The sequence below is a fragment of the Shewanella sp. ECSMB14101 genome (assembly GCF_000773485.1).
Classification (GTDB): Bacteria; Pseudomonadota; Gammaproteobacteria; order Enterobacterales; family Shewanellaceae; genus Shewanella; species Shewanella marisflavi.
The window spans coordinates 169177-191882 of the sequence record NZ_JSFF01000005.1; the positions used below are offsets into that span (position 1 = coordinate 169177).

Genomic DNA, 22706 nt, shown 5'->3' on the forward strand with positions numbered 1-22706 from the left:
CCGACCTCCTCTCACCTAAAACGCTGACCTCACCTCTCCCAAGTCTGACGGCAAGCCTTTGCTAAGCCCTTTTGCCATAAATGTGACCCGTTTTACATTACACAAGTTGATAATGAAATTGATTCTCATTAAGATTGATGACTGATTTTATTTGTTAGCCAAGCTTGTCCCCTCCGAGGGAGAAGACTAAGGCGCCAGATCACTAAAGGCATTAAATCCTATGCGTCGTCTCCTATGGAAATGGCATGGCTGGCTCGGACTTGTCGCCGCCCTGCCACTGTTTATTATCGCTCTGACCGGCAGTGTGCTGGTGTTTAAAAATGAACTTGAACATCTGTTGATGCCTGAAAAGGTGCTCGCCGCCAACGAGACTCGCCTGAGTTTCACCCAGCTCCTCAGAACAGCTGATGAGGCGTTACCACAGCATGAGATCCTTGGTTGGCAGTTTGCGGCTCACGCCGGCGAGGCAGACAAGCTCTATGTGGCCAAACAGGGCACCTACGACTGGCAGATACTGTTTGTCGACCCAAGCCGAGGCGAACTACTGAGCCAACCCGTCGGCTTGAGTCACTACTTGCTGGATTGGCTGCTGGAGCTACATTACACCCTGCTGGCGGATCATCTGGGGCTTGTCCTCACGACGATAGTGTCTATCTTGCTGATCTTACTGTCACTTTCTGGGTTTATTCTACATCGTCAGTTCTGGAGAACCTTCTTTACCCTGAGATGGGGCAAGAGTCTGCGACTCTTTCTCAGCGATAGCCACAAGATGCTGGGGATCGTCGGCGCGCCGCTGTTTCTTATCTTAGGCTTCACCGGCGCCTGGTGGAACATAGCGCATCTGATAGAGGAGTGGCACGAGCCGGATCCTAAGACCCTCACCATCACCCAGAGCTACTACAACAAGCAGCTGGATGTCGATGGACTATTGACCCAGGCTAGCCAGGTGATCCCAGGTTTCGAGACTCACTATGTTCGCTTCCCCGACAAGAGCTATGCTGGCATCCATCTATTTGGCGCCGCTAGCGATCGCGGCGCGTTTCGCAGCGACTATGGCTCTATCGTCAGTTTTGATGATAAAACCGGTCAGCTCACAGCCAGCGTCGATGCCACCCAGGCGGGCGCACTTTATCAGTTTGTCGACAGCTTCCGCCCACTGCATTACGGTCACTTTGGCGGGCTTATCAGCAAAATTATCTGGTGTGTGGTGGGCTTTTTCCCAAGCCTGATGGCCCTTTCCGGTTATCTGATGTGGCGGGCGCGGCGCAAACCGCAAAAACGGCGCCATGGGAAGCAAGCCAAAGACACCCCAGGCAAACAAGGCACTAAAGAAAGCTTGGCCAAGGCCTGATAAGATAAAAAAGCCGGGTGATAACCCGGCTTTTTCGATGACGACTCGATAGCGCTCTCGATGGTACTCTTGATGGCAATTAGCCCTCCATGGGCTCACTATGCTCTAGTATACGCCCCTGACTGGTGCTGAACGCCTCCTCTTTTTTGACACACTCATAGACACGCTTCACCATCATGGGTTTACCATCTGTGTGCGGCAATGCGGGCAGCTGACGACCGATAAGCTGCTTTTTATATTGTGGCGCCTTGCTGGGCTGCCAAGAGAAACGCACCAAAGTCTGCCCCTTATTGGTTTCGATAAAACACTTATAGTCTTCGCGAGGTTCGGCCCTCAGCGGCCCAGCCATCACACTGCATGCCAGTAACACCAACCTAGCCAAGTATGAGTCTTGCCGGCCCCAGGTAATGCCACAACAAGATTGTGATCTTCGGTACTACCCGCCGCGCCAGCTTGTTCTTCACTCAGGCTCATTTGTAGTTACTTCTCATATTTGTAATTTTGCTATTAACCGTCAGTGGCAGGAATGTTGCCTAGTGGTATTCTGGCTACATCGAAACCGAAAGGAACCTGACAACTATGAACCACTTATCATTAAAAAAGTTTCTACCGTTGCTTGCCGCCACAGCCCTCTTTACTGGTTGCGCTTCAACATCTGAGCCATATCAACCCCAAAGCAAAAAAGACTTCGTTTATAATGATGATATGAGTTTCGCCATGAATGTCATTGACGGCTCTCTAGGCTTTCACAATGGCCTGCGTGATGCCACACGGCCAGAGAACAGTGACACCTCTCCCACATCATTAGATTATGCCGCTGACGGCATCATCGGTGCTGCATTTGGTGGTGGTCTTGGCGGTGCTTTTTTAAGTATGCTTGGCACTAACCAAGGAAATAAGCCTCTCCATACCTATTACGGCATCGTTTATTACCCTATTTCTCAAGGTGCAGATGTGCAGGGTGTTTTTGATGCCATCGAGAAAGAGCTAATCACAGCAGCAGTAACGACTCGCGATTTAACTTTCATCGGTAAATCCTTTGAAGAAGGCAAAACAACGCTAACTTTTAATGGCCATCAGTGTGAACTCGATCGAACAATTGTTGGACTGTCTAAAAATAAAACATGTAATTTCATTCATTATGTGCCACCGAAACTACTTCGTTATGCAACAGTAACCCCTCATGGAGAGACAGGACATTTTGCTGTCATTGGTTACGAAAGATTTTATACTGGCACTTCTCTGTCTCTTGATTTAGACAAGAAATACTATGTTTTTGGACCTGCATTTAGAGCTAGAACAAAGTTCCCGTATGTATCTAACAGCCAAAAAATTTACCCTTTCATCAAGCCTTCGTCTAAATCAGGTCAAGTGACTTCATTCTCCATTGAGCAAATAATGAATATCGACCCATGGATAAATAAAAGTTACGGTGCATCTAAATAAATACAGAGCAATTGGAGGTTTGCTCATAAGCGAACCTCCTTACTTGTTCTAATTACTCAACTCGCAAATCATTGGTCTTGGGTACACAGAGCAATCTATTTGATCTGGCTCGAAATTATCTTTTAGCTGATTAGAGATTCCGCTAGCATCTCCGCTAAATTGCTCAGCCGCTCTATCGTCTGCGTTTTTTCGATTCATTTCTTGGCACTCAGGATCGACAGACACATATAATTAACGACCTAACTTAAGCATTTCTCCATGCGCAAATTGCTCTTTGCTTAGCTAATGACTCTTCACTTAGCTAATGGCTCTTTGCTTCGCTAATGGCTTTCTGATTAGCTAATGGCTCTTCACTGAGCTAAGGGCTTCTTGCTTAGCAATGGCCTCATCGAGCTGCTGGGCCACAAAGCCTGGTGAGCGGGTGCGCCCCGAGATCAGACGATACATGGCTGGGATCACCAACAGAGTAACCAAGGTCGCAAACGCCATCCCGAAGAAGACGACTGTACCGACGGCGACACGGCTCTCTGCGCCAGCGCCAGTGGATAAGATCAAGGGAACAGCGCCAATAAGCGTGGTAACGGCTGTCATTAAAATTGGTCGCAGTCGCCGCGCCGAGGCATCGATAATCGCCTGATCCAGCGACACTCCTCGATCCCGCAACTGATTAGCAAACTCGACGATTAATATGCCGTTCTTGGTCACCATGCCGATCAACATGATCATGCCAATCTGACTATAGATGTTAAGCCCAAGCCCCATCATATAGAGGCCGATAAAGCCGCCCAAGATCCCCATAGGTACAGTTAACATTACCACTAAGGGATTGATAAAACTTTCAAATTGCGCCGCAAGCACCAGATAAGCCACCAGCAGAGCTAATGCAAAGACCAGCATGACGCTACTTTGATTTTCCTTAAACTCTTTGGATTCACCCGTATAGCTGATACTGATATCACCAGGCAGCAGGTCGATCGCCTTGGCATCGAGAAAATCCAATGCCTGACCTAAGGTATAACCCTCACCTAGATTGGCCTTAAGGGTGATCGACTTCTGTTTATTGGTATGGCTGAGCTTATGGGCCGAGGCGACCTCCTCCACATGGGTGATGGCATCTAGGGTCACTAACTTACCGTTGGCGGCGCGCATATAGATCTGACTCAGATCTGCCATGCTGTTAAAGCTCTCCTCCCGGCCCCGCAGATAGACATCATACTCTTCTCCACGCTCAATGAAGCTGGTCTCGCTGCGCCCACCCAGCATCACCTCCAGGGTCTGAGACACCTGAGAGACACTGATCCCAAGCTCGGCGGCGCGCTGCCTGTCCACACTCACCACCAGCTCGGGTGTGGTTTCGGCATAATCGAGATCGGCGCCGGTCAGCACAGGCGATGCATCAGCGATGGCCTTAAGCTCACTGGCCCACTGAAACAGCTCATCATAATCTGTGCCCCCCAGAACAAACTGCACCGGCTCACTGGACTGCCCTCTAAAGCCTGGCAACATGGGTCTGACCATCACATCCGGTATGCCTTTTAAGGCCTTAGCAACGATACCTAGCGCCTGCTGCGCATTAATATCACGCATCTTCCAATCTTCGAGCTGCATGATCACAAAACCGGTTTGATCCCCGGCTCGGCCACCAAAAGCTGGCGCCTGGATGCTAAAAGATTTGATCACCCCCTGACTGAGCAAGGGCATCAGACGCTGCTCGACGATATCCATATTGGCGGTCATTCGGTTGTAACTGGTCCCCTCTGCCCCTTTAACAAAGGCGAAGATAACTCCCCTGTCTTCCTGCGGTGCCAGCTGCGCGGGTACTTGGCGCATCAAGAGAGCGCTACCAACCACGCATACGATAATGACCACAGGCGCCGCCAGTCGATAGCGCACCGCCCAGGCTACGCAGCGACGATAAACCGCTTCCAGGCGGGAAAATCCCTTGTCCATGAGCCGATTGAGGCCATTGGGCTGGTGCTTATGCTTGAGCAGCTTACTGCCCAGTACCGGGGTCAGGGTTAGCGCGATAATGGATGAGAAGATCACTGCGACGGCAAGCATCACGGCAAACTCGGTAAAGAGACGGCCCACCATGCCATCCATAAATGAGATGGGTAGAAACACCATCACAAGTACTGCCGTCGTTGCCACCACCGCAAAACCGACCTCTCTCGCGCCTTTATAGGCTGCCAAGATAGCAGGCTCACCACGCTCGATATGGTGAAAGATATTCTCCACCACCACGATGGCGTCATCCACGACCAGGCCGATGGCTAAAATGAGCGCCATCAAGGTCAACAGATTGATGGAATAACCCAAATAGTTGGCGGCGATAAAGGCAGAGATCAGGGAGACAGGCACAGTGACCGCCGGGATCAGGGTCGCCCGCGCCTGACCGATAAACAGGTAGAGCACCAGAACCACTAAGGCACCTGTGATATAGAGGGTGTTATAGACTTCGCCAATAGATTGGTCGATAAACACGGTCGAGTCATAATCGACCGACAACTGAGTTCCTTCTGGCAGGAATTTCTGCAGCTTGTCCACTTCCTGATGTACCCGCTGTGCCACCAGCAGTGGGTTAGCATCTGACTGAGCCACGATTCCTAAGCTCAGGTTGGGCACACCATCGCTCTTAAAGGTCGAGTTTTCATTCTCGGCGCCAATAAACACCGAGGCTACATCTTTAAGATAGATGGGGCTGCCATCGCTGGCGCTACGCACCACTAGGTAATCGAAATCTTCAGGATGCAGATAGAGTCTGGCGGTGCGCACCGTCATCACTGTCGTGTCGTTACGCACCTCGCCGCCAGGGCTCTCCAGGTTCTCGCTGCGCAGCGCGTTGATAATATCTGTAGTAGTCACCCCGCGCCCGGCCATCAACTCAGGATCCAGCTGCACATACATCACCTTGTACAGGCCGCCGGAGAGGTTGACCGAACTCACCCCGGTGATCAGGCTAAACCTGTCCTCCAACACCCGCTGGGCATAATCGGTCAGCTGGGTTCTGTCCATTGTGCTGGAACTTAAATTGATATAGACCGAGGGCTCGCCGGAACCATTATCCTTAGAGACGATAGGCTCATCGGCCTCATCTGGCAGACGTCGCTGCGCCCGAGCGACCGCATCGCGCACATCGCTCACCCCTTCGGTCAGATCCCAATCTAAATCGAAGCTAATGGTAATACGGGACATGCCATTGCGAGTCACAGATGTGATCTCATCTATACCACTGATACCTGTCAGCTCATCTTCTAACGCTGTGGTGATCTGACTCTCCATGATGCTGGCGGAGGCGCCGCTATAGGTGGTCATCACTGTCACCACAGGGCTCTCAACATCCGGCATCTCTCGCACCGCCAGTTTAGAGAAACTCACCAAGCCGAAAACAGACAGCAGCAGACTGAGCACAATCGCCACAACCGGACGTTTAACCGATATATCCGACAGCAACATTAGCCTTGCTCCCCAGCCGATTCACTCATTGAGCTACCGTCGGCGAGCTGCGCGCCCTCAACATCTTCAACCTTGATGCCATCACGCATATTGACCAATCCCTTAACCACAATTCTCTGCCCTAACTCAAGGCCACTGGCGATCAGCACCTGATCATCGATACGCGCTCCCAGCGTTACCTGAGTGCGGCGGGCAATCTGGTTATCGTCAACCACATAGACAAAACGCTTAGTGCCCGAATATTCCAGCGCCTGCACCGGCACGACGGCCTGGGTAACAGGGGCAAAGTTTAACCTGGCCGATACCAGCATCCCCGGCCTGAGCTGGCGACTGGGATTGTCGAAATTCACCCGCACCTTAAGATTGAGTGTTTCGGGATTAATCCTGGGGGCCATGGCGACCACCTTGCCGTGAAATAGCTCCCCCGGCCAGGCGCTGCTGCTCGCCGCAACTGGCATACCAAGATAGATCTGCGACAGATAGCGCTCTGGGATCTGCAGATCCAAACGCATGGTGGAGAGATCATCCAGACTCACCAGTTCACTGCCGGCGCTAACCATCTTACCCAGACTAAAATCCACCAGCCCCACGACTCCGGCAAACGGCGCCCTCAGAGTGTGATAATCCAGATCCGCCTGCGCAGCCGCCAGACGCGCCTTGGCAATATCGACACTGGCCAGCTGAGCATCTATCTCCGTCTGGGTGATGGCGTGCTGGCCGATAAGACGGTTAAACTCGCTCAACTTTCGCTGCTCATCTTTCAGATAGGCTTTCGCCTCTGCCAGATTGGCCTTAACCTTGGCATCGGCCAGACGCACGAGTATCTGCCCCTGGGCGACCTCTTGGTTGTCAGTCAAATCGATCTGCTGAATTTTACTCGGCACCTCAGAGGCGATCTGCACCGAGCGATTCGCCGCCAATTTCCCAATCAAGGAGAGATGCTGAGAAACCTGATGCTCTGCCACTAAAGCACTGGCAACAGGCACAGTCCGCTGCGCCGCACTGGGGGCACGCTTTGCCGAGGCATGGTCACTTTTTCCGCTATTAGCAAGGGCAACGCCTAAGGTGAGTAGCAAAGCCAGCGCGGTAAAAATGAGAGGCAAATATTTCTTGTCCATGAAGGCGGTATCTTATTCTATGGGATTATTGAGAGGCGCTATTGTAAAATGACGCCTTCACTTAAAGGGTAAAGCAATGTAAAGCTGAGCAAAGCGGCGCAAGGTTTTAATCGAAAGAGTGCAAGCAGATATGTCGGCCAAGCTTGGCAAGGGAGGTTAAGCGCCAAAATGCGAGATAGTGAGCAGATGAGGATACAACTCGACTGGCTTGAGCCGGAGCATCGCAGGGCAGCCTTTAGCTTTTACAAAGCATTCATGCCCCACGCCAGGATCAGCAAAAAAGAGGCGCTATGCGTCGCCTATCTTGATGCAAATGCTGGGCAGCTTATGGCCGGCGAGGTCATCGCTGCGGCGCGCCTGCGCCCCATAGGTCCCTATCGCCTGCTCACCGGCGTGTTGATTCACCCCAAGCTTCAAGAGCAGGGGCTTGGGTCTCAACTGATGCAAGCGCTAAAACCAGAACTTGGTCGCGCCCCCAGCTTTCTGCTATGTGAAGCCGCGCTTTGCAAATTTTATCAAAGACATGGATTCGCGCCGCCTCAACACCCACCAGCCGAATTGTCACAGCTTCAGCGACGCTATCAAGAACAAGGTAAACCACTGCAGCTGATGCAATACCTTGATAAGACCCCAAGCTAACTTGAGTTTTTCTGCAATAACATTAAAGTAAAGCCACTATAACAATACCTAAACACCCGACAGAAGGTGGCCTTGTTGCATCAATCTTGTTTCGATAGACCTATTATCATCATCTCAGCACCGAGATCCGGCAGCACCCTGCTCTTTGAACTCCTCAGCCATAGCGAGTCGCTTTGGACCATTGGCGGCGAAAGCCATGGCGTGATTGAGAAGCATAGACAGCTCAACATTACCGCCAAGGGGTTTGCTTCAAATGCCCTGGATGAATCTGACTGGGATCTTGAGATCAACCGCCAATTGAAAAATGACTTTAAAGCGGCATTGATCGATAACCTGGGCCAGCCCTATCATGACGATATGGGCCCCGTGCGTTTTCTGGAGAAAACCCCAAAAAACAGCCTGCGGATCGATTTTCTCAACAAGGTATTTCCCGACGCGCGCTTTATCTATCTGGTGCGGGATCCCAAAGAAAATGTCGCCAGCATAATGCAGGCCTGGCGCAGCGGCCGTTTTCGTACCTATCCCGGACTCCCGGGCTGGAATGGTGACTGGTCTCTCCTGCTGCCACCTAATTGGCAAGCGCTCAGGGGCGCGCCATTAGAAAAGGTCGCCAACTTTCAATGGCGGCAGGCCAACGACCACATCATGACCTCGTTAAGCAAGTTACCCGACGAGCGCTGGCACCTGGTGAGCTACCATGATCTGGTCAGCGATCCTCAAGGCACCACCCAAAAGATTGTCGACTTTTGTCAGATCCCCATGGATGACTCGCTGAGCAAGTGCAGTAGTGGCAAGCTGCCCCATTCGCGCTATACCGTCTCGGCGCCCAAGGCAGATAAATGGCTGGCCAACTACCCGGCTATCGCCGCCATCTGGCCAGAGGCACAAGCATGCCTTAACAAGATAAATCACCTGCTCACCGCTCGTGGCATGCGCCCATTTGATACCGAGTTGCCCACGCCGCCAAAGGATATTGAAACGCCATTAGCGCCAAGGACTGCAGATTCAGCGCAGCAAGGCTACCCCAACACACCGCGCAACGCCCCCTGCCCCTGCGGCGCAGCGAAACGTTATAAAGAATGCCACGGCAAATTGGCCTAGGGATTAACAGATTATGAAGTTAGCAAAAGAGTTCTATCGTCTTCCCCTCAGCTTCGATGTCGAGCGCCTCCAGCAAGAGTTAGCGGCATTTAGTGAAGCCGATTGGCGAGCTCATCACGAGAGCTTTAAGGGCAATTCGGCTATCGCCCTTATCTCGGTAGGCGGCAGCTTTAACAACGAATTTAAAGGCCCCATGAGTCCAACCCCAGCGCTGCAACAAAGCCCTTATCTGCAACAGGTGATCGCCTCTTTCGGTGAGGTGATTGGCCGCTCGCGCCTAATGCGTCTGGCCCCAGGCTGCGAAGTGCCCCTGCATAGTGACATCAACTATCATTGGCACAACCGGGTGCGTATTCATATCCCCATAGTCACAGACGAGGCGGTGCAGTTTCACTGCGACGATAAGCAAGTGCATATGGGCGAGGGAAAATGCTGGATATTCGATTCCTGGAAGTATCACAAGGTGGTAAACAACAGCGATAAGATGCGGGTGCACCTGGTAATAGACACCATGGGCTCGAGTCGCTTCTGGCAGATGATCAATGACGCCTCACTGGCCTACGGCGATTTAGATAATCCAAGCTTTACGCCTGAGCACCTGAGTTTCATCCCAAATAAACAGGTTGATATCATCACAGAGAAAGTGAACTTCCCCTTGGTGATGCCTCCGAGCGAAGTGCGCCTGCTGACTCAGGAGCTCAGCGATCAGATCCAAAGCGCAACACATAATGACCTCGAGGCGAGCCAGCGCTTTATCAAGTTACTCAATGATTTCGCCTTAGACTGGCAGGCACTTTGGTCACAATTTGGTGACGATAAAGCCGGGTGGGACGCCTTCCATCGCTTAAGACAACAGACGCTGGCACAGGCAGCGCCGCTAGAGGATCGGGTGATGGTGGACAGCCAGACATCGGCGATGAAGGTGCTGGTACACCTCATCATGGGGCCAGCCATGAGCCCAGAATTGGCCCAGGCAAACACGCCCGCGCCTCAATCAAGGTCGCAATCGACGCCGCCAGAAGCTTCACCACAGCCTCTAGCGACAAGACAGCCAAGCGATTCTCGATTAGAGCAGTCAAGCGGCCCGATAAAAGCGCCACATACAGAAGCGGGACTGACTCGCAACAGCCCCTGTCCCTGCGGCTCAGGCAAAAAATATAAACAGTGCCATGGACAGCTTAACTAGCTAATAATGGGCTGGGACGCCAAGTTTGGACTCAAAAAAGGGCGACATGAAAGTCGCCTTTTTTATATTAGAGTGATTAACTCAAGAAGGTATCGCGGGCGTTATCGGCAATCTCAGTCAAGGTGCGATAAGCATTAGGGATAAAGCTTGCGTACACCTCGCTCTGACCTATCGCCTTAACATTCATCGGTCGTCTTACCTGGCTGGCGCTGGGCGTTAACACGCTGCGCTTTGACTCATAAAACTTAAGACAAGCTGGCTCAAACCCTAAACCGGCATAATCTAGCATGGCCGGGATCTGCAGATCAGGCTGCTTCACCAACGCCTCGAAACACAGATGGTAGAGACTGTCGCCATAAACTTGTTGCCAGTGCTGCATCAACTCCAGGTATTGCTGCCAGTAATGACAGATATCGTCCAGATGGTAAGAGTAATCGTGACCATGGCTAAAGTGCTGCTTATAGACCCCCATGGCATTATCTCTGGCATCGCGGATCACATTGATAACCTTGGCCTCGGGGAACAAGGTTTTAATCAGCCCGATATGAAGAAAATTATTGGGGTTCTTGTCTATCACCAGAGTCGGTGACTCGACGCCTTGCGCCTCAAGATATTGATTCACCTGCTCGATATAGTGTTGGCGCATCTCGGCAATCATCTCACCTGAGAGCTGAGGTAACATGGCGCCATAGCCCCCCTTCATCTCAAGACTCAGCGCCAAGCGCTCTATGAAGGGCAGCTCGTCGGTGGCCGCCACCTGAGTGTGACTCGCCAGGATCTGCTCACACAGGGTTGTGCCCGAGCGCGGCATACCGACGATAAAGATTGGCGTCCAAGGTCCGCTAGTCTCCTCTAAGCGCGGCGTCACCTTGGCCGACTTCAGGCTGGCGACCAGCTGAGTAAAGGCCTCCTTTTTGAAAGGACGCTGAGGTCGCATCAGTTGATTAGCGACTCGCACCGCTTCAAAGGCCTGCTCGGTTGCTTGTTGCTGCTCATAAACGCGATTGAGGGCAAAGTGAAACAGTGACTGACTGGCTTGAGAAAATGCCTCTGAGGCGATATTGGCCTTGAGCGCGGCTTCATCCAGCTCGGTAAAACGATAGTTTTTCAGATCCGCCAGACTCCAGTAGGCTGTGGCCTGCTGGCTCGGCGCGAGACGAATGTAGTCATGATAATAAGCCGCGGCCTTGTCTGTATCACCCTTGGCCTTGTAGACATGCCCCAGGTTGAGACTGGCCTGCGCCGCATGCTCAGTGCTGGATAACGCCGCGAGCAACGCCGACTCAGCCAGGGCCATGTCACCGGTTTTGCTAGCATTCATCCCTAATCTAAACTGCAGGCTCAGGGCCTCGGGGGCCTTTTCTACCAATGGTTTAAGCAGCTTCACCGCATCGAAGAAGGCCTCCTGGCGTTCATACAGGCTCACCAGATTGAGCGTCGTCGACTCATCAGCCTGATAACCCAGCTGCAGCGCCTTAAGGTAGGCACTCATCGCCTGGGAAAACTCGCCATTTCGAAAGGCGAGGTGCCCCGATAGCACCTGGGCCTCAACATTATCAGGATCTCGTCTCAGCACCTTACGAACATAGATACCGGCAGAGGAAAATTTTCCGCTCTGATAGAAATCTTTGGCTTCCTCTAAATATCGCGCTTCTCGGCTCAACTCAAACTCCTGTTGTTATTGTTATTCTAACTACTGATGTTGGCAGGCCTATTCTAAACACCGCCCAGATGCAAAAGCAACGAAGTGATAACAATCTCATCTTTTGCCGTAAAAGCCTTTGTCTCTTTGCACTGCTGAGTTATGGTCAGTACATCATCTCTTTGCCAGTGAGTCTGCGTGAAACGTATCGCCCTGTTCGTCGATGTGCAAAACATCTATTACACCTGTAAGCAAGCCTATGGCCGCCAGTTCAATTACCGTGAGCTGTGGCAGCGGCTGAGTCAGGAGGGCGAGATAGTGCAGGCAAACGCCTATGCCATTCACAGAGGCGATGACGGCCAGCTAAAGTTTCAGGATGCGCTCAAACATATTGGCTTCGAGGTCAAGTTAAAGCCCTTTATTCAGCGCAGTGACGGCAGCGCTAAGGGGGACTGGGATGTGGGGATCACCATAGATATCATGGAATCTGCCGCCAAGGTCGACACAGTGATCTTACTCTCTGGGGATGGCGACTTCGCTATGCTGCTTGAACATGTCGCTCGCAAACATCCGGTAGAGACTCAAGTCTACGGCGTGCCAGAGCTGACAGCCAAGGCGCTGATGGAAGCTGCGACAAAGTTCCATCCCATAGCCTCCCCGCTACTTTGCTAAGACCAAGCCGCTATTGCGCAAAGGCCAAGCCGCTATTTTACTAAGCCTTAGTCGCTATTTTTCTAAGGCTTAGTTGCTATCAAGAGAGGCGATAGAGCTGTTGGCAATAAGCCTTGGCAGAGTCCGCCCAGCTAAAACGTTTTTGACTGGCCCGCTTACAGATCGCTTGCCAAGGTTCGGTGCCTATCATAGGCAGCACCTCTTCAAGCGTACTCAAAAGCGATTTAGCCTGCTCCGCCAGATTATCACCATAGAAGACAAAACCATCCTCGCCGTGAGTAACTGTATCCTTAAGCCCGCCAACCCCATGCACCAAACAGGGCTGGGCGGCGCGCATCGCCAACATCTGACTGATCCCGCAGGGCTCAAAGGAGCTCGGCATAACAAACAGGTTCCCCTTCTCGTAGAGGGTTTCCGATAACGGCAAGTCAAAACCATTGATAAACAAAAGATTTGAATATCGCCCCGCCAGCTCAGCCAGTTGCCGCTCGAGCGCCTCATCGCCGCTGCCCAGGATGGCCACTAAGCCGTTAGGCGAATGCTGGGCCAACATCTTAAGCAGATGTTCCAGGGTGCTAATCCCCTGAGCATCACGGTAGCAGAGGATAGCCATCTTCTGATCCGTCAGTCGCCCCACAGAGGTCAGCAATAAGCAGGGAAGATCTTGCCCTTCGGCTTGGCGTCTTAACCTTGCCAAGGTAAGCAGCGCCAATTGATCCACGCTGCGCACCCAAGGCGTGGCGCTCAGCCAACCTTGAATGGCGCGCTCGGCGCTGTCGATGAGGGGTAACAAGGTATCTATGCTGCCCTTAAGCAGTGCCTGACGCTTGGTGAGCTGACCTGCTCGTCTGGGCTGGCTCGGGTATTCGCAGCCATTTAGGATGCCAAACAAGGCGCCCTCCTGCTGCTTGTGCTGGAGATCGTCCTCCAGCCCTTCGCCGCCAACAAAGCCATCAGGTGCAGATGAGGGGCGCAGCACCTCCTGGGCATAACTGGGTGAGACCAGATGCACCCGATCGCAAAGCACAATTGCCGCGCGTAGCGGGTTAAAACATTGGGGGTATCTGGGATCTGTCACCTTAGCCAGCGCCTCAGCACCAAGGCCGTCAAACAGCTGCGGCAACCAGGCCTGCAAAGAGGAGTGCTCCTGACACAAAGGCCGGGTCCCTTGTATGGCCAGGTTATGAATAGACAAGATAGCCGGAATGGCCCGCAGCGCCTCATAGTCGGGGGCAAAGGCGCGCAGCAGCGCCAGCACGCCGCAGTGCCAGTCATGCAGGTGCAGATAATCGGGCCGAGGGAGAAGCGCTGAGACTATTGCCTTTCCAACCCCTAATCCAAACAGGGCAAACTTATTGGCATCCTCGGCAAAGGGGCGCTCACTGCTGCCTGGGGTATAGATCTTCCCCCCCTGATCAAACAGGGGGTGATCCAGCAGATACAGATTCACTTCAGGCAGACTCGGATGAACGGCCCGGTAAAGCCCCAGCCAGTGAGGCTCACCGTAGAAGTTCACCACCAGCTCCCCCAAAAACTCGGCTCCCTGCTGACGATGCAAGAAACCATAACTTGGCATGATCACGTCGCTGCAGACCCCGAGTGGATAGAGCGCCGCCGGCAGGTCACGGATCACATCGGCCATGCCCCCCACCTTGGCGCCCTTTAGCGCACCATTTTCGGCGGCAACCATCAACACGCGCTTCAAGGCGCCTTCTTCATGCGTTTTATTCATAGCCCACCGGTAGCCCCAACATGTCGCGGGTCACTAAGGTGATCCCCCCTTCCGAGACCCTAAAGCCGCGCGCCCTGTCATGGTCGTGGCAATGACCGATAACAGTCCCCTCTGGAATGATGCAACCGCGATCTAAGATAGCATTCTTAATCTGACAGTTACGCAGCACCACCACATCGGGCAGCACCACAGAGTTTTCCACCGTAGAGTAGGAGCAGACCTGCACCTCGTTAAACAGCACGCTGCGCCGCACGGTTGAGCCTGAGATGATACAGCCACCTGAAACGATAGAGTCCACCGCCATGCCGCGGCGGTCGTCATCGTCAAACACAAACTTGGCTGGCGGCATCTGCTCCTGGAAGGTCCAGATGGGCCACTTGGCATCATAGAGGTTAAGCGCCGGAGTGGGTGACAGCAGCTCCATGTTGGCCTGCCAGAAAGAGTCCAAGGTTCCCACATCGCGCCAGTAAGCCTCCTCGTCGGTGAAGCCGCTTCTGAAGGGGTGGGCGTAGACCTCATGCTCCTCGATGATAGAGGGGATGATATCCTTGCCAAAGTCGCGATCTGAGTTCTCGTTCATGGCATCTTTCTTAAGCTGCTCAAACAGAAACTCAGTGTTAAACACATAATTACCCATTGAGGCCAGGCACATCTCGGGCTGTTCTGGCAGATGTTTAGGCACCTCCGGCTTCTCTTCGAACCCCAAGATCTTATTCCGCTGATCCACCTCTACCACCCCAAAGGCACCGGCGGCCTCGGCCACAGGCACCTCGAGACAAGAGACCGTCATGTCGGCGCCCGACTCGGCATGGGCTGCCAGCAAACCGGCATAGTCCATGCGGTACACATGATCCCCCGAGAGGATCATCACATACTTGGGCAGCTCGTGGCGTATGATGTCGATATTCTGGAACACGGCATCGGCGGTGCCCTTATACCAGCTTTCAGAGTAGCGCTGAGAGGCAGGCAAGATCTCCACCGACTCCCCCAGCTCCTTCTTAAAATGCCCCCAGCCGCGCATCACGTGGCGGATCAAGGAATGGGATTTATACTGCGTCACCACACCGATACGACGGATGCCCGAGTTGATACAGTTCGACAGCGGAAAATCGATGATACGGAACTTGCCGCCGAAATAGAGCGAAGGCTTAGCGCGCCAGTCGGTCAATTCATGTAAACGTGAACCTCGCCCTCCCGCCAAGATTAATGCATAGGTTTCCCGGGTTAAATTACTGATATATCGTGGGCTAGGATTCATGTTAGGCATAAGTACTCACTCCTTGAGATAAAAAACACACCAATTGTTTGACCGCCATAGCGGCGCGATTGACCCTATAAGATTTCATTAGGCTATCCCCCAAATCTCGTCTCGGTATTGACCAATGGTGACATCGCTGGAAAAGCGACCACTGGCGGCGGTATTGCGTATGCTCATCTGTGTCCAATGATGGGGATCCCGATAGGACTTGGCTGCCTGCACTTGGGCGAGCCGGTAGGACTCAAAATCGGCGGCGATCATCCAGGGATCCTTGGGACAACGAATGCTGTCGATGATGGGGTCGAAGATCCCCGGCTCAAGCAGATTAAAGTGGCCGCTTTCCAGCAGGCTCATCACCTCACTTAGCGCCTGAGACTTGGCGATAAAGTGCTGAGGATCATAGTGAGGTTTCAACGCCTCCACCTCGTCGGCGGTGAGGCCAAAAAGGAAGAAGTTATCTTCGCCAACCTCTTCGAGCATCTCGATATTGGCGCCATCTAAGGTGCCTATGGTGAGGGCGCCATTCATCATAAACTTCATGTTGCCCGTGCCCGAGGCCTCCTTGCCGGCGGTGGAGATCTGCTCGGAGAGATCCGTCGCCGGGCAGATACGCTCCATGGCGCTGACGTTATAGTTGGGATAGAAAGCAAAGCGCAGGTAAGGGGTCACAAGAGGGTCTGAGTTGACCATATGAGCCACATTATTAGCGAGCTTGATCAGCAGCTTGGCCATGGCATAGCCCGGAGCCGCCTTGCCACCAATCAACACACATCTTGGGGTAATATCGGTAAGCTTGCCCTGCTGGATCAGGTGATACAGATGGATCACATGCAAAATATTGAGCAGCTGGCGCTTATATTCATGAATGCGTTTCACCTGCACATCAAACATCATTTTAGGGTCAAAGCTCACGCCGCATTCTTGTTTCACCAGAGCCGCCAACTGGCGCTTGTTACTCTGTTTCGCCGCCTGCCAGGCCTTGATAAGCTCCTTATCATCGGTAAAGGCATTGAGGGCGCTGAGCCGACTAAGATCTTTCACCCAGCCCTCCCCTAATCGCTTATTGAGCAGCTGCGCCAATGCAGGGTTGCTCTGGGCCAGCCAGCGCCTTGGGGTCACGCCATTAGTCTTGTTGTTAAACTTCTCGGGCCACAGGGCGTAGAAGTCCTTAAACAGGCCAGAGGTCAACAACTGGGTATGCAAGCCAGCGACGCCGTTCACCGAGAAGCTGGCCACAATCGCCAGATAAGCCATGCGAATATGAGGCTCATCTCCCTCTTCGATAATGGACATGGCGCGCAGCTTGTCGCCGTCACCTGGCCAGTGATGAGCCACCATATCCAGGTAACGGGCGTTGATCTCATAGATGATATCCAGCAGCCTGGGCAACATGTGAGCAAACATGCGCACCGGCCAACGCTCCAGCGCCTCGGGCAGCAATGTATGGTTGGTGTAGGCCATAGTCTGGCTGGTGATTGTCCAGGCCTGATCCCATCCCAGGCCATACTTGTCCATCAAGAGGCGCATCAGCTCAGGGATCGCCACACTGGGATGAGTGTCGTTAAGCTGCATCACATGCTGACGGGCAAAATCGGTGAAATCTGCACCATGCTGACTCACCCAGGTATTGAGCAGATCCTGCAGGCTGGCAGAGGAGAGAAAGTACTGCTGACGCAGCCTCAGCTCTTTGCCGTTCTCGCTGGCATCATTGGGATAAAGCACCATAGTGATCTGCTCGGCTAGGTTCTTGCGGGCAACCGCCTCGGTATAATCCCCTTGGTTAAACTCTTCGAGATCGAAGTCGTCCGTGGCCTCCGACTTCCACAACCTAAGGGTATTGATCCGCTCGTTACGGTAGCCGGGCACAGGCATATCATAGGCCACCGCCAGCACATCCTGAGTCTCCACCCAGGTGTATTGGCGCTTACCATCGCGGTCGATATAGGACTCGGTATGACCGAAGAAAGGCACGGTCACATTATGGCTGGGCACACGCACCTCCCAGGGATTACCATCGCGCAGCCAGCGATCGGGACGCTCTACCTGATAGCCATCCCACAGCTTCTGGGCGAACATGCCGTACTCATACCTGATGCCATAGCCGGTGACATTGAGATCCTGGCTGGCACAACTATCGAGAAAACACGCCGCCAAGCGCCCAAGACCACCGTTGCCCAAGCCAGCATCATGCTCCTGCTCCTCCAATTGTTCGAGCGCCACGGCATAGTCCTTCAGTACCTGCTCCGTTTCCTGATTCATGTCCAGATTCAGCAAGGCATTGCTCAGGGCTCGTCCCATAAGAAACTCAAGCGACAGATAAGCCACCCGCTTATTGCCCGCCTCACGATCCTGCTGGCGGGTGGCGCGCCACTTGGGCAGCATCTGATCTTTTACGCTCAACGCAAACGCATAAAACAGCTCCTGATCGTCCCGCTCCTTGGGGGCCAGACTCTTATCGATATGGCGCTCAAAGCAGGCTCCTAAGGTCTCACAGGGATCGCAGATGAGACTGGCGGGCGACACCGGCTCATCACTGGTGCTTGTCACTTTCACCTTACGTTCACTGGCCTTGTTCGTGGTCGCTGGTTTACTGGTCCTAACTGACTTATTGGTCCTAACTGACTTAGTCGTCTTAGTTGAACTCATCTAGACTCTCCTGTCGCTTGGGGCGCTGAAGTAAATTGCGCGTAATAGATCATCAGGCTTCTGTCTTGCAGGACCAGGCTGGCCCCCTGCAACAAGCCCTGCCTGTTAGTGGCCTTGCCATCTTGAGAACTGTCCTGAGTACTGAGCAGGCACTGCCACTGCACTATCCCCTCAAGACTTGGCAGGGTGAACTGCTGTGGCCTGTCGTCGGCATTGAACATCAAGAGTAACGCCTGACGGCAACCGGCCTGCGCCTCCAACTCGCCGCTGATCACCAGGCTCAGGGTACGGGTCTGTGCCTCCCCCCAGTGCGCCTTAGTCATGGGCTCTCCCTGACGGCAGAACCAATCGAGACCCGGTGAGGCAAAATTGGCGCTCTCGTGGATATAGTCTCTGTGGCAGAGCATGGGGAAACGGCGGCGCAACTTGATCAGATTCATGGTGAAGCTCAGCAGTTCATCGCTGGCGATATCCTTGCGCCAGTCGAGCCAACTACTGGGGTTATCCTGACAATAGGCATTGTTGTTGCCGTGCTGACTATGGCCCACCTCGTCACCGGCCAGCAGCATGGGCACCCCTTGAGACATAAAGAGTGTGGTGAGCATGTTGCGACACTGACGGGCCCTCAGTGACTTAAGCTCCACCTCATCGCTCTGCCCTTCATGGCCATAGTTGTGGCTATAGTTTTCGTTGTGCCCGTCACGATTCTGCTCGCCATTGGCCTGGTTATGCTTATGGCGATAGCTCACCAGATCCATCAGGGTAAATCCGTCGTGGCTGGTGATAAAATTGATGCTGGCAGCGGGCTTGCGCCCCGCATGTTCAAACAGGTCACTGGAGCCGTGAAAGCGAGTCGCAAACTCAGGCAACATGCCGGCATCGCCCCGCCAGAAACGACGCACCGTATCGCGATACCTGTCATTCCACTCGCTCCAGCCAATGGGGAACTGCCCCAGCTGATAGCCTCCGGGGCCGATATCCCAGGGCTCGGCGATGAGACGCACCTGGCTGAGCACTGGGTCTTGACCTATGGCATCGAAAAAGCCAGAGCCGACATCGAACCCATGTTCTTCACGGCCTAAGGTGGTGGCCAGATCGAACCTAAAGCCGTCGACCCCCATCACCTCAACCCAATAACGCAGCGAGTCCATCACCAGCTGCAATACTCTGGGATGGGACAGATTCAGGGTGTTACCACAACCGGTATCATTGATGTAGTAGCGTGGCTCGCTCGGATGCAAACGGTAATAGCTGAGGTTATCGATCCCCTTAAAGCTATAGGTTGGCCCCAGGCGGTTGCCCTCGGCGCTATGGTTGTAGACCACATCCAGTATCACCTCGATACCGGCGCGGTGCAGGGCGCTGACCATGTCACGAAACTCATTGATCCCTGCAAGGCCGTGTTGGCCACCCGCTGCTGCGGTGCTACTGAGATAGCCATGATGGGGCGCGAAGAAACCTATGCTGTTATAGCCCCAGTAGTTAGTCAGTCCCTTCTGCTGCAAGAAGGCCTCAGAGACAAACTGCTGCACAGGTAACAGCTCCACCGCCGTGATCCCAAGGTGATTGAGATAGCCAATACTGGCCGGATCCCCAAGGCCGGCAAAACGGCCTCTGTTTTCCTCTGGCACCTCTGGGTTTTGCTGACTAAAACCTTTGACATGCAACTCATAGATCACGCCGCGTCTAAGCGACAGCGGGCTCTCTCGCTGCTCACCTGGATTCATTAGCGGCGCAATAGGCGCTAAGCCCTCAAGGTCAACCACCACACATTTGGGCATCTCAGCGGCGTTATCCAGCTCGCAGAAGCTTAAATCCTCAAGCTCATGACCAAACTGATAACCATAGTGAGATTTGTGGTCAATGATCGGCCCCGACAACTGCCTGGCATAGGGGTCGAGCAGCAGCTTGTTGACGTTAAATCTATGACCAATAAGCGGCTGATAGGGACCATCGACCCGATAGCCATAACGGCAGCCCGCCTTCAGCTCAGACACATGGCCATGCCAGATCTGCTGAGTCTGACGCTCCAGACGAAAACGGGCTATCTCAGCCTCTGTCTCATCAAACAGACAAAGATAGACGGCGCTGGCATAGGCCGAAAACAGCGCGAAGTTAACCCCGTCACTGTCCAGGGTGGCTCCTAAGGGATAGGGCTTGCCTTGGGTCAGTCGCATGACACACTCTCATCAAGCTCCAGCACCAGACAGGCCAATGGCGGCACGCTGATACAAGCGCTTTGGGCTTGGCCCTGATAGGCAAGTGGCTCACTGTGGATCATCCCCTGATTGCCCACATCGCTACCACCGTAATAGTGACTGTCACTGTTAAGCCGCTCGCGGTAATCGCCAGGTCGAGGCAGGCCGATACGAAACTCGCGGTAAACCTCAGGGGTCATATTAACGATGAACACCAATTGCTTATTTCCGCTTTGACGGATAAAGCTAAGCACCCCGGCGCTGGCGTTATCGCAATCGAGCCAGCGAAAGCCCTCACCATGATGATCATCGCCATAGAGGGCAACACTCTGCCGGTAAAGGTTATTGAGATCTTTCACCCAATGCTGCATCCCCTGGTGCGGGGCATAGGCTAACAGATGCCAATCCAGGCTGCGTTGATGATCCCACTCATCTCGCTGGGCAAAATCGTCCCCCATAAAGAGCAGCTTCTTACCTGGATGACCCCACATAAAACCCAGGTAGGCTCTTAGGGTGGCAAACTTCTGCCAGTCATCGCCTGGGATCTTATGCAGCAAAGAGCCCTTACCATGAACCACCTCGTCATGACTGAGCGCCAAAATAAACTGCTCGGTGAAGCAATACATGAGACTGAAGGTCAACTCATTATGATGATGACTGCGGTAAATGGGGTCACGGCTAAGATAGCTCAGGCTGTCATTCATCCAGCCCATGTTCCATTTAAAACCAAAGCCCAGGCCGCCCTCTTCCACCCGCTTAGTAACTCCGGGCCAGGCGGTCGACTCCTCAGCAATCATCATGATGCCGGGAAATCCTTGGTAAAGACGGGTGTTGAGATCTTGCAAGAAGGCGATGGCATCGAGATTTTCGCGACCGCCATGGACATTGGGCAGCCACTGATGGGGCTCGCGACTATAATCGAGGTAGAGCATAGATGAGACAGCATCCAGCCTCAGACCATCGAGATGAAACTCCTGCAGCCAGTAGTGGGCATTGCTAAGCAGATAGCTCTGCACCTCGCCGCGGCCATAGTTGTAGATCAGAGTATCCCAGTCGGGATGCTCCCCCTGACGGGGATCTTGGTGTTCATACAGGCAAGAGCCGTCGAAACGCATCAGGCCGTGAGGATCCTTGGGAAAATGCGCCGCCACCCAATCGAGGATCACTCCAATGCCGGCCTGATGACAGGCATCGACAAAGGCCTTAAGCTCATGGGGCTGACCAAACCTGTGAGTCGGTGCATACAGTCCCACGGGTTGGTATCCCCAGGAACCATCGAAGGGGTATTCACTCAGTGGCATAAGTTGCACATGGGTATAGCCCATCTCGACGACATAAGGGATCAGCTCATCAATCAGCTGGATATAGCTGAGATAGTGCTCGCCACTCTCCCCCTGACGGCGCCAAGAGCCTAGGTGCACCTCATAGATGGAGACGGGCTCAGCATGCCACGCCTGCTTGACGCGTTTGGCCAACCAGGACTTGTCCTGCCAGGCATAATCGAGCTGCGGTGGCACGATAGAGGCATTACCCGGCGCCCCCTGCATGGCGCGGCCAAAGGGATCGGCCTTAAGGACCCGCTCACCCTCTTGAGTCACAATCTCATATTTATAGTGGGTCAGCGCCTTCATCTCTGGGATAAAGATCTCCCACACACCATTGGCGGGATGATGGCGCATCACCTGACGCCTGCCGTCCCAATCAATTCCATCGTGCACCAGCGACACCCGCTTGGCATTGGGCGCCCAGACACAAAACTGTACGCCATTGACACCATCGACCTCACGCCAGTTAGCCCCCATGAAACGATAGGCCTGCTCCTGACGCCCTTCGCTGAACAGGTACAAGGCCTCCTCACTGAGCTGGCTGGCATATTGATAAGGGTCGCTGCGCTCCTCGACGCTAAAGGGATAATGCACTCTGAAGCGATACGCAAACGGATTCACTCGCCGTCCTGCCAGCCCGGCAAAGACGCCCTGGTCACCATATGGGGTCAACTCGGCTACTTTGCGACCATCCTGGGCAGCAATCAGCTCGACTCGCTGCGCGCCGGGCAAGAAACAGCGCACCACCAGACGTTTGACCATGCTTGCCCCTGGGGTTTTAGGTGTCTTGCTGCCCTTAGCCATAGAAGCCACCTCAATGGGATGCATGCCCAACAAGGCAAAGATATCGACATAGTTGGCAGCCAGCAGAGCTTCAATGTCACTTGGCGCAATCAGTGGTATTGGCATAATCGGCATAATCGGCATAGTCATCTG

The 22706-nt window shown here is 53.5% G+C and carries 16 protein-coding genes; 6 read left to right on the top strand and 10 right to left on the bottom strand.

What is annotated here, in order from left to right; genetic code table 11:
- Window positions 1-220 precede the first annotated feature (220 nt).
- The gene (locus NY07_RS06880) at window positions 221-1351 is read left to right on the top strand and encodes a PepSY-associated TM helix domain-containing protein (protein WP_033538599.1); all 1131 of its coding nucleotides are present in this window, start codon (window positions 221-223) and stop codon (window positions 1349-1351) included.
- A 79-nt stretch (window positions 1352-1430) separates the two neighbouring features.
- On the opposite strand, the gene NY07_RS06885 is transcribed toward NY07_RS06880, so the two are convergent.
- Together NY07_RS06885 and NY07_RS19805 are read right to left on the bottom strand one after the other, a co-directional pair.
- A complete protein-coding gene (locus NY07_RS06885) occupies window positions 1431-1700 on the bottom strand; it encodes a TapY2 family type IVa secretion system protein (protein WP_052125532.1) in 270 nt (89 codons plus the stop codon).
- A complete protein-coding gene (locus NY07_RS19805) occupies window positions 1700-1825 on the bottom strand; it encodes a hypothetical protein (RefSeq protein ID WP_258311728.1) in 126 nt (41 codons plus the stop codon). Before NY07_RS19805 ends, NY07_RS06885 begins: the two co-directional genes overlap by 1 nt.
- Before the next feature lie 105 nt (window positions 1826-1930).
- Here NY07_RS19805 and NY07_RS06890 point away from each other — a divergent pair, with 105 nt between their 5' ends.
- The gene (locus NY07_RS06890; RefSeq protein ID WP_033538600.1) at window positions 1931-2797 is read left to right on the top strand and encodes a hypothetical protein; all 867 of its coding nucleotides are present in this window, start codon (window positions 1931-1933) and stop codon (window positions 2795-2797) included.
- 339 nt (window positions 2798-3136) lie between these two features.
- On the opposite strand, the gene NY07_RS06895 is transcribed toward NY07_RS06890, so the two are convergent.
- A complete protein-coding gene (locus NY07_RS06895) occupies window positions 3137-6253 on the bottom strand; it encodes a multidrug efflux RND transporter permease subunit (protein ID WP_033538601.1) in 3117 nt (1038 codons plus the stop codon).
- Window positions 6253-7371, bottom strand: a complete 1119-nt coding sequence (locus NY07_RS06900; protein ID WP_052125533.1) for an efflux RND transporter periplasmic adaptor subunit — start codon at window positions 7369-7371, stop codon at window positions 6253-6255. The genes NY07_RS06895 and NY07_RS06900 overlap by 1 nt, the downstream gene beginning before the upstream one ends.
- 186 nt (window positions 7372-7557) lie before the next feature.
- On the opposite strand from NY07_RS06900, the gene NY07_RS06905 reads away from it, so the two are divergent.
- The 3 genes from NY07_RS06905 to NY07_RS06915 all read left to right on the top strand — a co-directional run bounded on the left by NY07_RS06905 (window position 7558) and on the right by NY07_RS06915 (window position 10297).
- Window positions 7558-8010, top strand: a complete 453-nt coding sequence (locus tag NY07_RS06905; protein ID WP_161783156.1) for a GNAT family N-acetyltransferase — start codon at window positions 7558-7560, stop codon at window positions 8008-8010.
- 75 nt (window positions 8011-8085) lie between these two features.
- Complete coding sequence (locus tag NY07_RS06910) at window positions 8086-9111, top strand: sulfotransferase family protein (RefSeq protein WP_033538603.1); 1026 nt, start codon at window positions 8086-8088, stop codon at window positions 9109-9111.
- A 13-nt stretch (window positions 9112-9124) separates the two neighbouring features.
- Window positions 9125-10297 (top strand): aspartyl/asparaginyl beta-hydroxylase domain-containing protein, encoded by a 1173-nt coding sequence (locus tag NY07_RS06915; RefSeq protein ID WP_033538604.1) that lies wholly within the window; start codon window positions 9125-9127, stop codon window positions 10295-10297.
- A gap of 76 nt (window positions 10298-10373) precedes the next feature.
- Here the strand turns inward: NY07_RS06915 and NY07_RS06920 are convergent, their stop codons facing one another.
- Window positions 10374-11960, bottom strand: coding sequence for a tetratricopeptide repeat-containing sulfotransferase family protein (locus tag NY07_RS06920; protein WP_033538605.1), 1587 nt, complete (start codon window positions 11958-11960; stop codon window positions 10374-10376).
- A 177-nt stretch (window positions 11961-12137) separates the two neighbouring features.
- Here NY07_RS06920 and NY07_RS06925 point away from each other — a divergent pair, with 177 nt between their 5' ends.
- A complete protein-coding gene (locus NY07_RS06925; RefSeq protein ID WP_033538606.1) occupies window positions 12138-12611 on the top strand; it encodes a LabA-like NYN domain-containing protein in 474 nt (157 codons plus the stop codon).
- 79 nt (window positions 12612-12690) lie between these two features.
- Here NY07_RS06925 and NY07_RS06930 read toward each other — a convergent pair whose 3' ends face one another.
- From NY07_RS06930 to glgB, 5 genes are all read right to left on the bottom strand, one after another.
- On the bottom strand, window positions 12691-14343 hold the full coding sequence (locus NY07_RS06930; RefSeq protein WP_052125534.1) for a glycogen synthase: 1653 nt from the start codon (window positions 14341-14343) through the stop codon (window positions 12691-12693).
- A complete protein-coding gene (glgC, locus tag NY07_RS06935) occupies window positions 14336-15610 on the bottom strand; it encodes a glucose-1-phosphate adenylyltransferase (RefSeq protein WP_033538607.1) in 1275 nt (424 codons plus the stop codon). The genes NY07_RS06930 and glgC overlap by 8 nt, the downstream gene beginning before the upstream one ends.
- Window positions 15611-15688: 78 nt before the next feature.
- Window positions 15689-18247, bottom strand: a complete 2559-nt coding sequence (locus NY07_RS06940; RefSeq protein ID WP_033538608.1) for a glycogen/starch/alpha-glucan phosphorylase — start codon at window positions 18245-18247, stop codon at window positions 15689-15691.
- Complete coding sequence (gene glgX, locus NY07_RS06945) at window positions 18244-20424, bottom strand: glycogen debranching protein GlgX (protein ID WP_033538609.1); 2181 nt, start codon at window positions 20422-20424, stop codon at window positions 18244-18246. Before glgX ends, NY07_RS06940 begins: the two co-directional genes overlap by 4 nt.
- The gene (gene glgB / locus NY07_RS06950; protein WP_081953787.1) at window positions 20415-22703 is read right to left on the bottom strand and encodes a 1,4-alpha-glucan branching protein GlgB; all 2289 of its coding nucleotides are present in this window, start codon (window positions 22701-22703) and stop codon (window positions 20415-20417) included. Before glgB ends, glgX begins: the two co-directional genes overlap by 10 nt.
- Window positions 22704-22706 lie beyond the last annotated feature (3 nt).

What these genes read in the sequence shown, in the direction of transcription:
- NY07_RS06890 (WP_033538600.1), top strand. Translation starts at nt 1,931, where the DNA reads ATGAACCACTTATCATTAAAAAAGTTTCTACCGTTGCTTGCCGCCACA.
- NY07_RS06905 (WP_161783156.1), top strand. Translation starts at nt 7,558, where the DNA reads ATGAGGATACAACTCGACTGGCTTGAGCCGGAGCATCGCAGGGCAGCC.
- NY07_RS06930 (WP_052125534.1), bottom strand. Translation starts at nt 14,343, where the DNA reads ATGAATAAAACGCATGAAGAAGGCGCCTTGAAGCGCGTGTTGATGGTT.
- NY07_RS06885 (WP_052125532.1), bottom strand. Translation starts at nt 1,700, where the DNA reads ATGGCTGGGCCGCTGAGGGCCGAACCTCGCGAAGACTATAAGTGTTTT.
- NY07_RS06895 (WP_033538601.1), bottom strand. Translation starts at nt 6,253, where the DNA reads ATGTTGCTGTCGGATATATCGGTTAAACGTCCGGTTGTGGCGATTGTG.
- NY07_RS06900 (WP_052125533.1), bottom strand. Translation starts at nt 7,371, where the DNA reads ATGGACAAGAAATATTTGCCTCTCATTTTTACCGCGCTGGCTTTGCTA.
- NY07_RS06880 (WP_033538599.1), top strand. Translation starts at nt 221, where the DNA reads ATGCGTCGTCTCCTATGGAAATGGCATGGCTGGCTCGGACTTGTCGCC.
- NY07_RS06940 (WP_033538608.1), bottom strand. Translation starts at nt 18,247, where the DNA reads ATGAGTTCAACTAAGACGACTAAGTCAGTTAGGACCAATAAGTCAGTT.
- glgC (WP_033538607.1), bottom strand. Translation starts at nt 15,610, where the DNA reads ATGCCTAACATGAATCCTAGCCCACGATATATCAGTAATTTAACCCGG.
- glgB (WP_081953787.1), bottom strand. Translation starts at nt 22,703, where the DNA reads ATGACTATGCCGATTATGCCGATTATGCCAATACCACTGATTGCGCCA.
- NY07_RS19805 (WP_258311728.1), bottom strand. Translation starts at nt 1,825, where the DNA reads ATGAGCCTGAGTGAAGAACAAGCTGGCGCGGCGGGTAGTACCGAAGAT.
- glgX (WP_033538609.1), bottom strand. Translation starts at nt 20,424, where the DNA reads ATGCGACTGACCCAAGGCAAGCCCTATCCCTTAGGAGCCACCCTGGAC.
- NY07_RS06915 (WP_033538604.1), top strand. Translation starts at nt 9,125, where the DNA reads ATGAAGTTAGCAAAAGAGTTCTATCGTCTTCCCCTCAGCTTCGATGTC.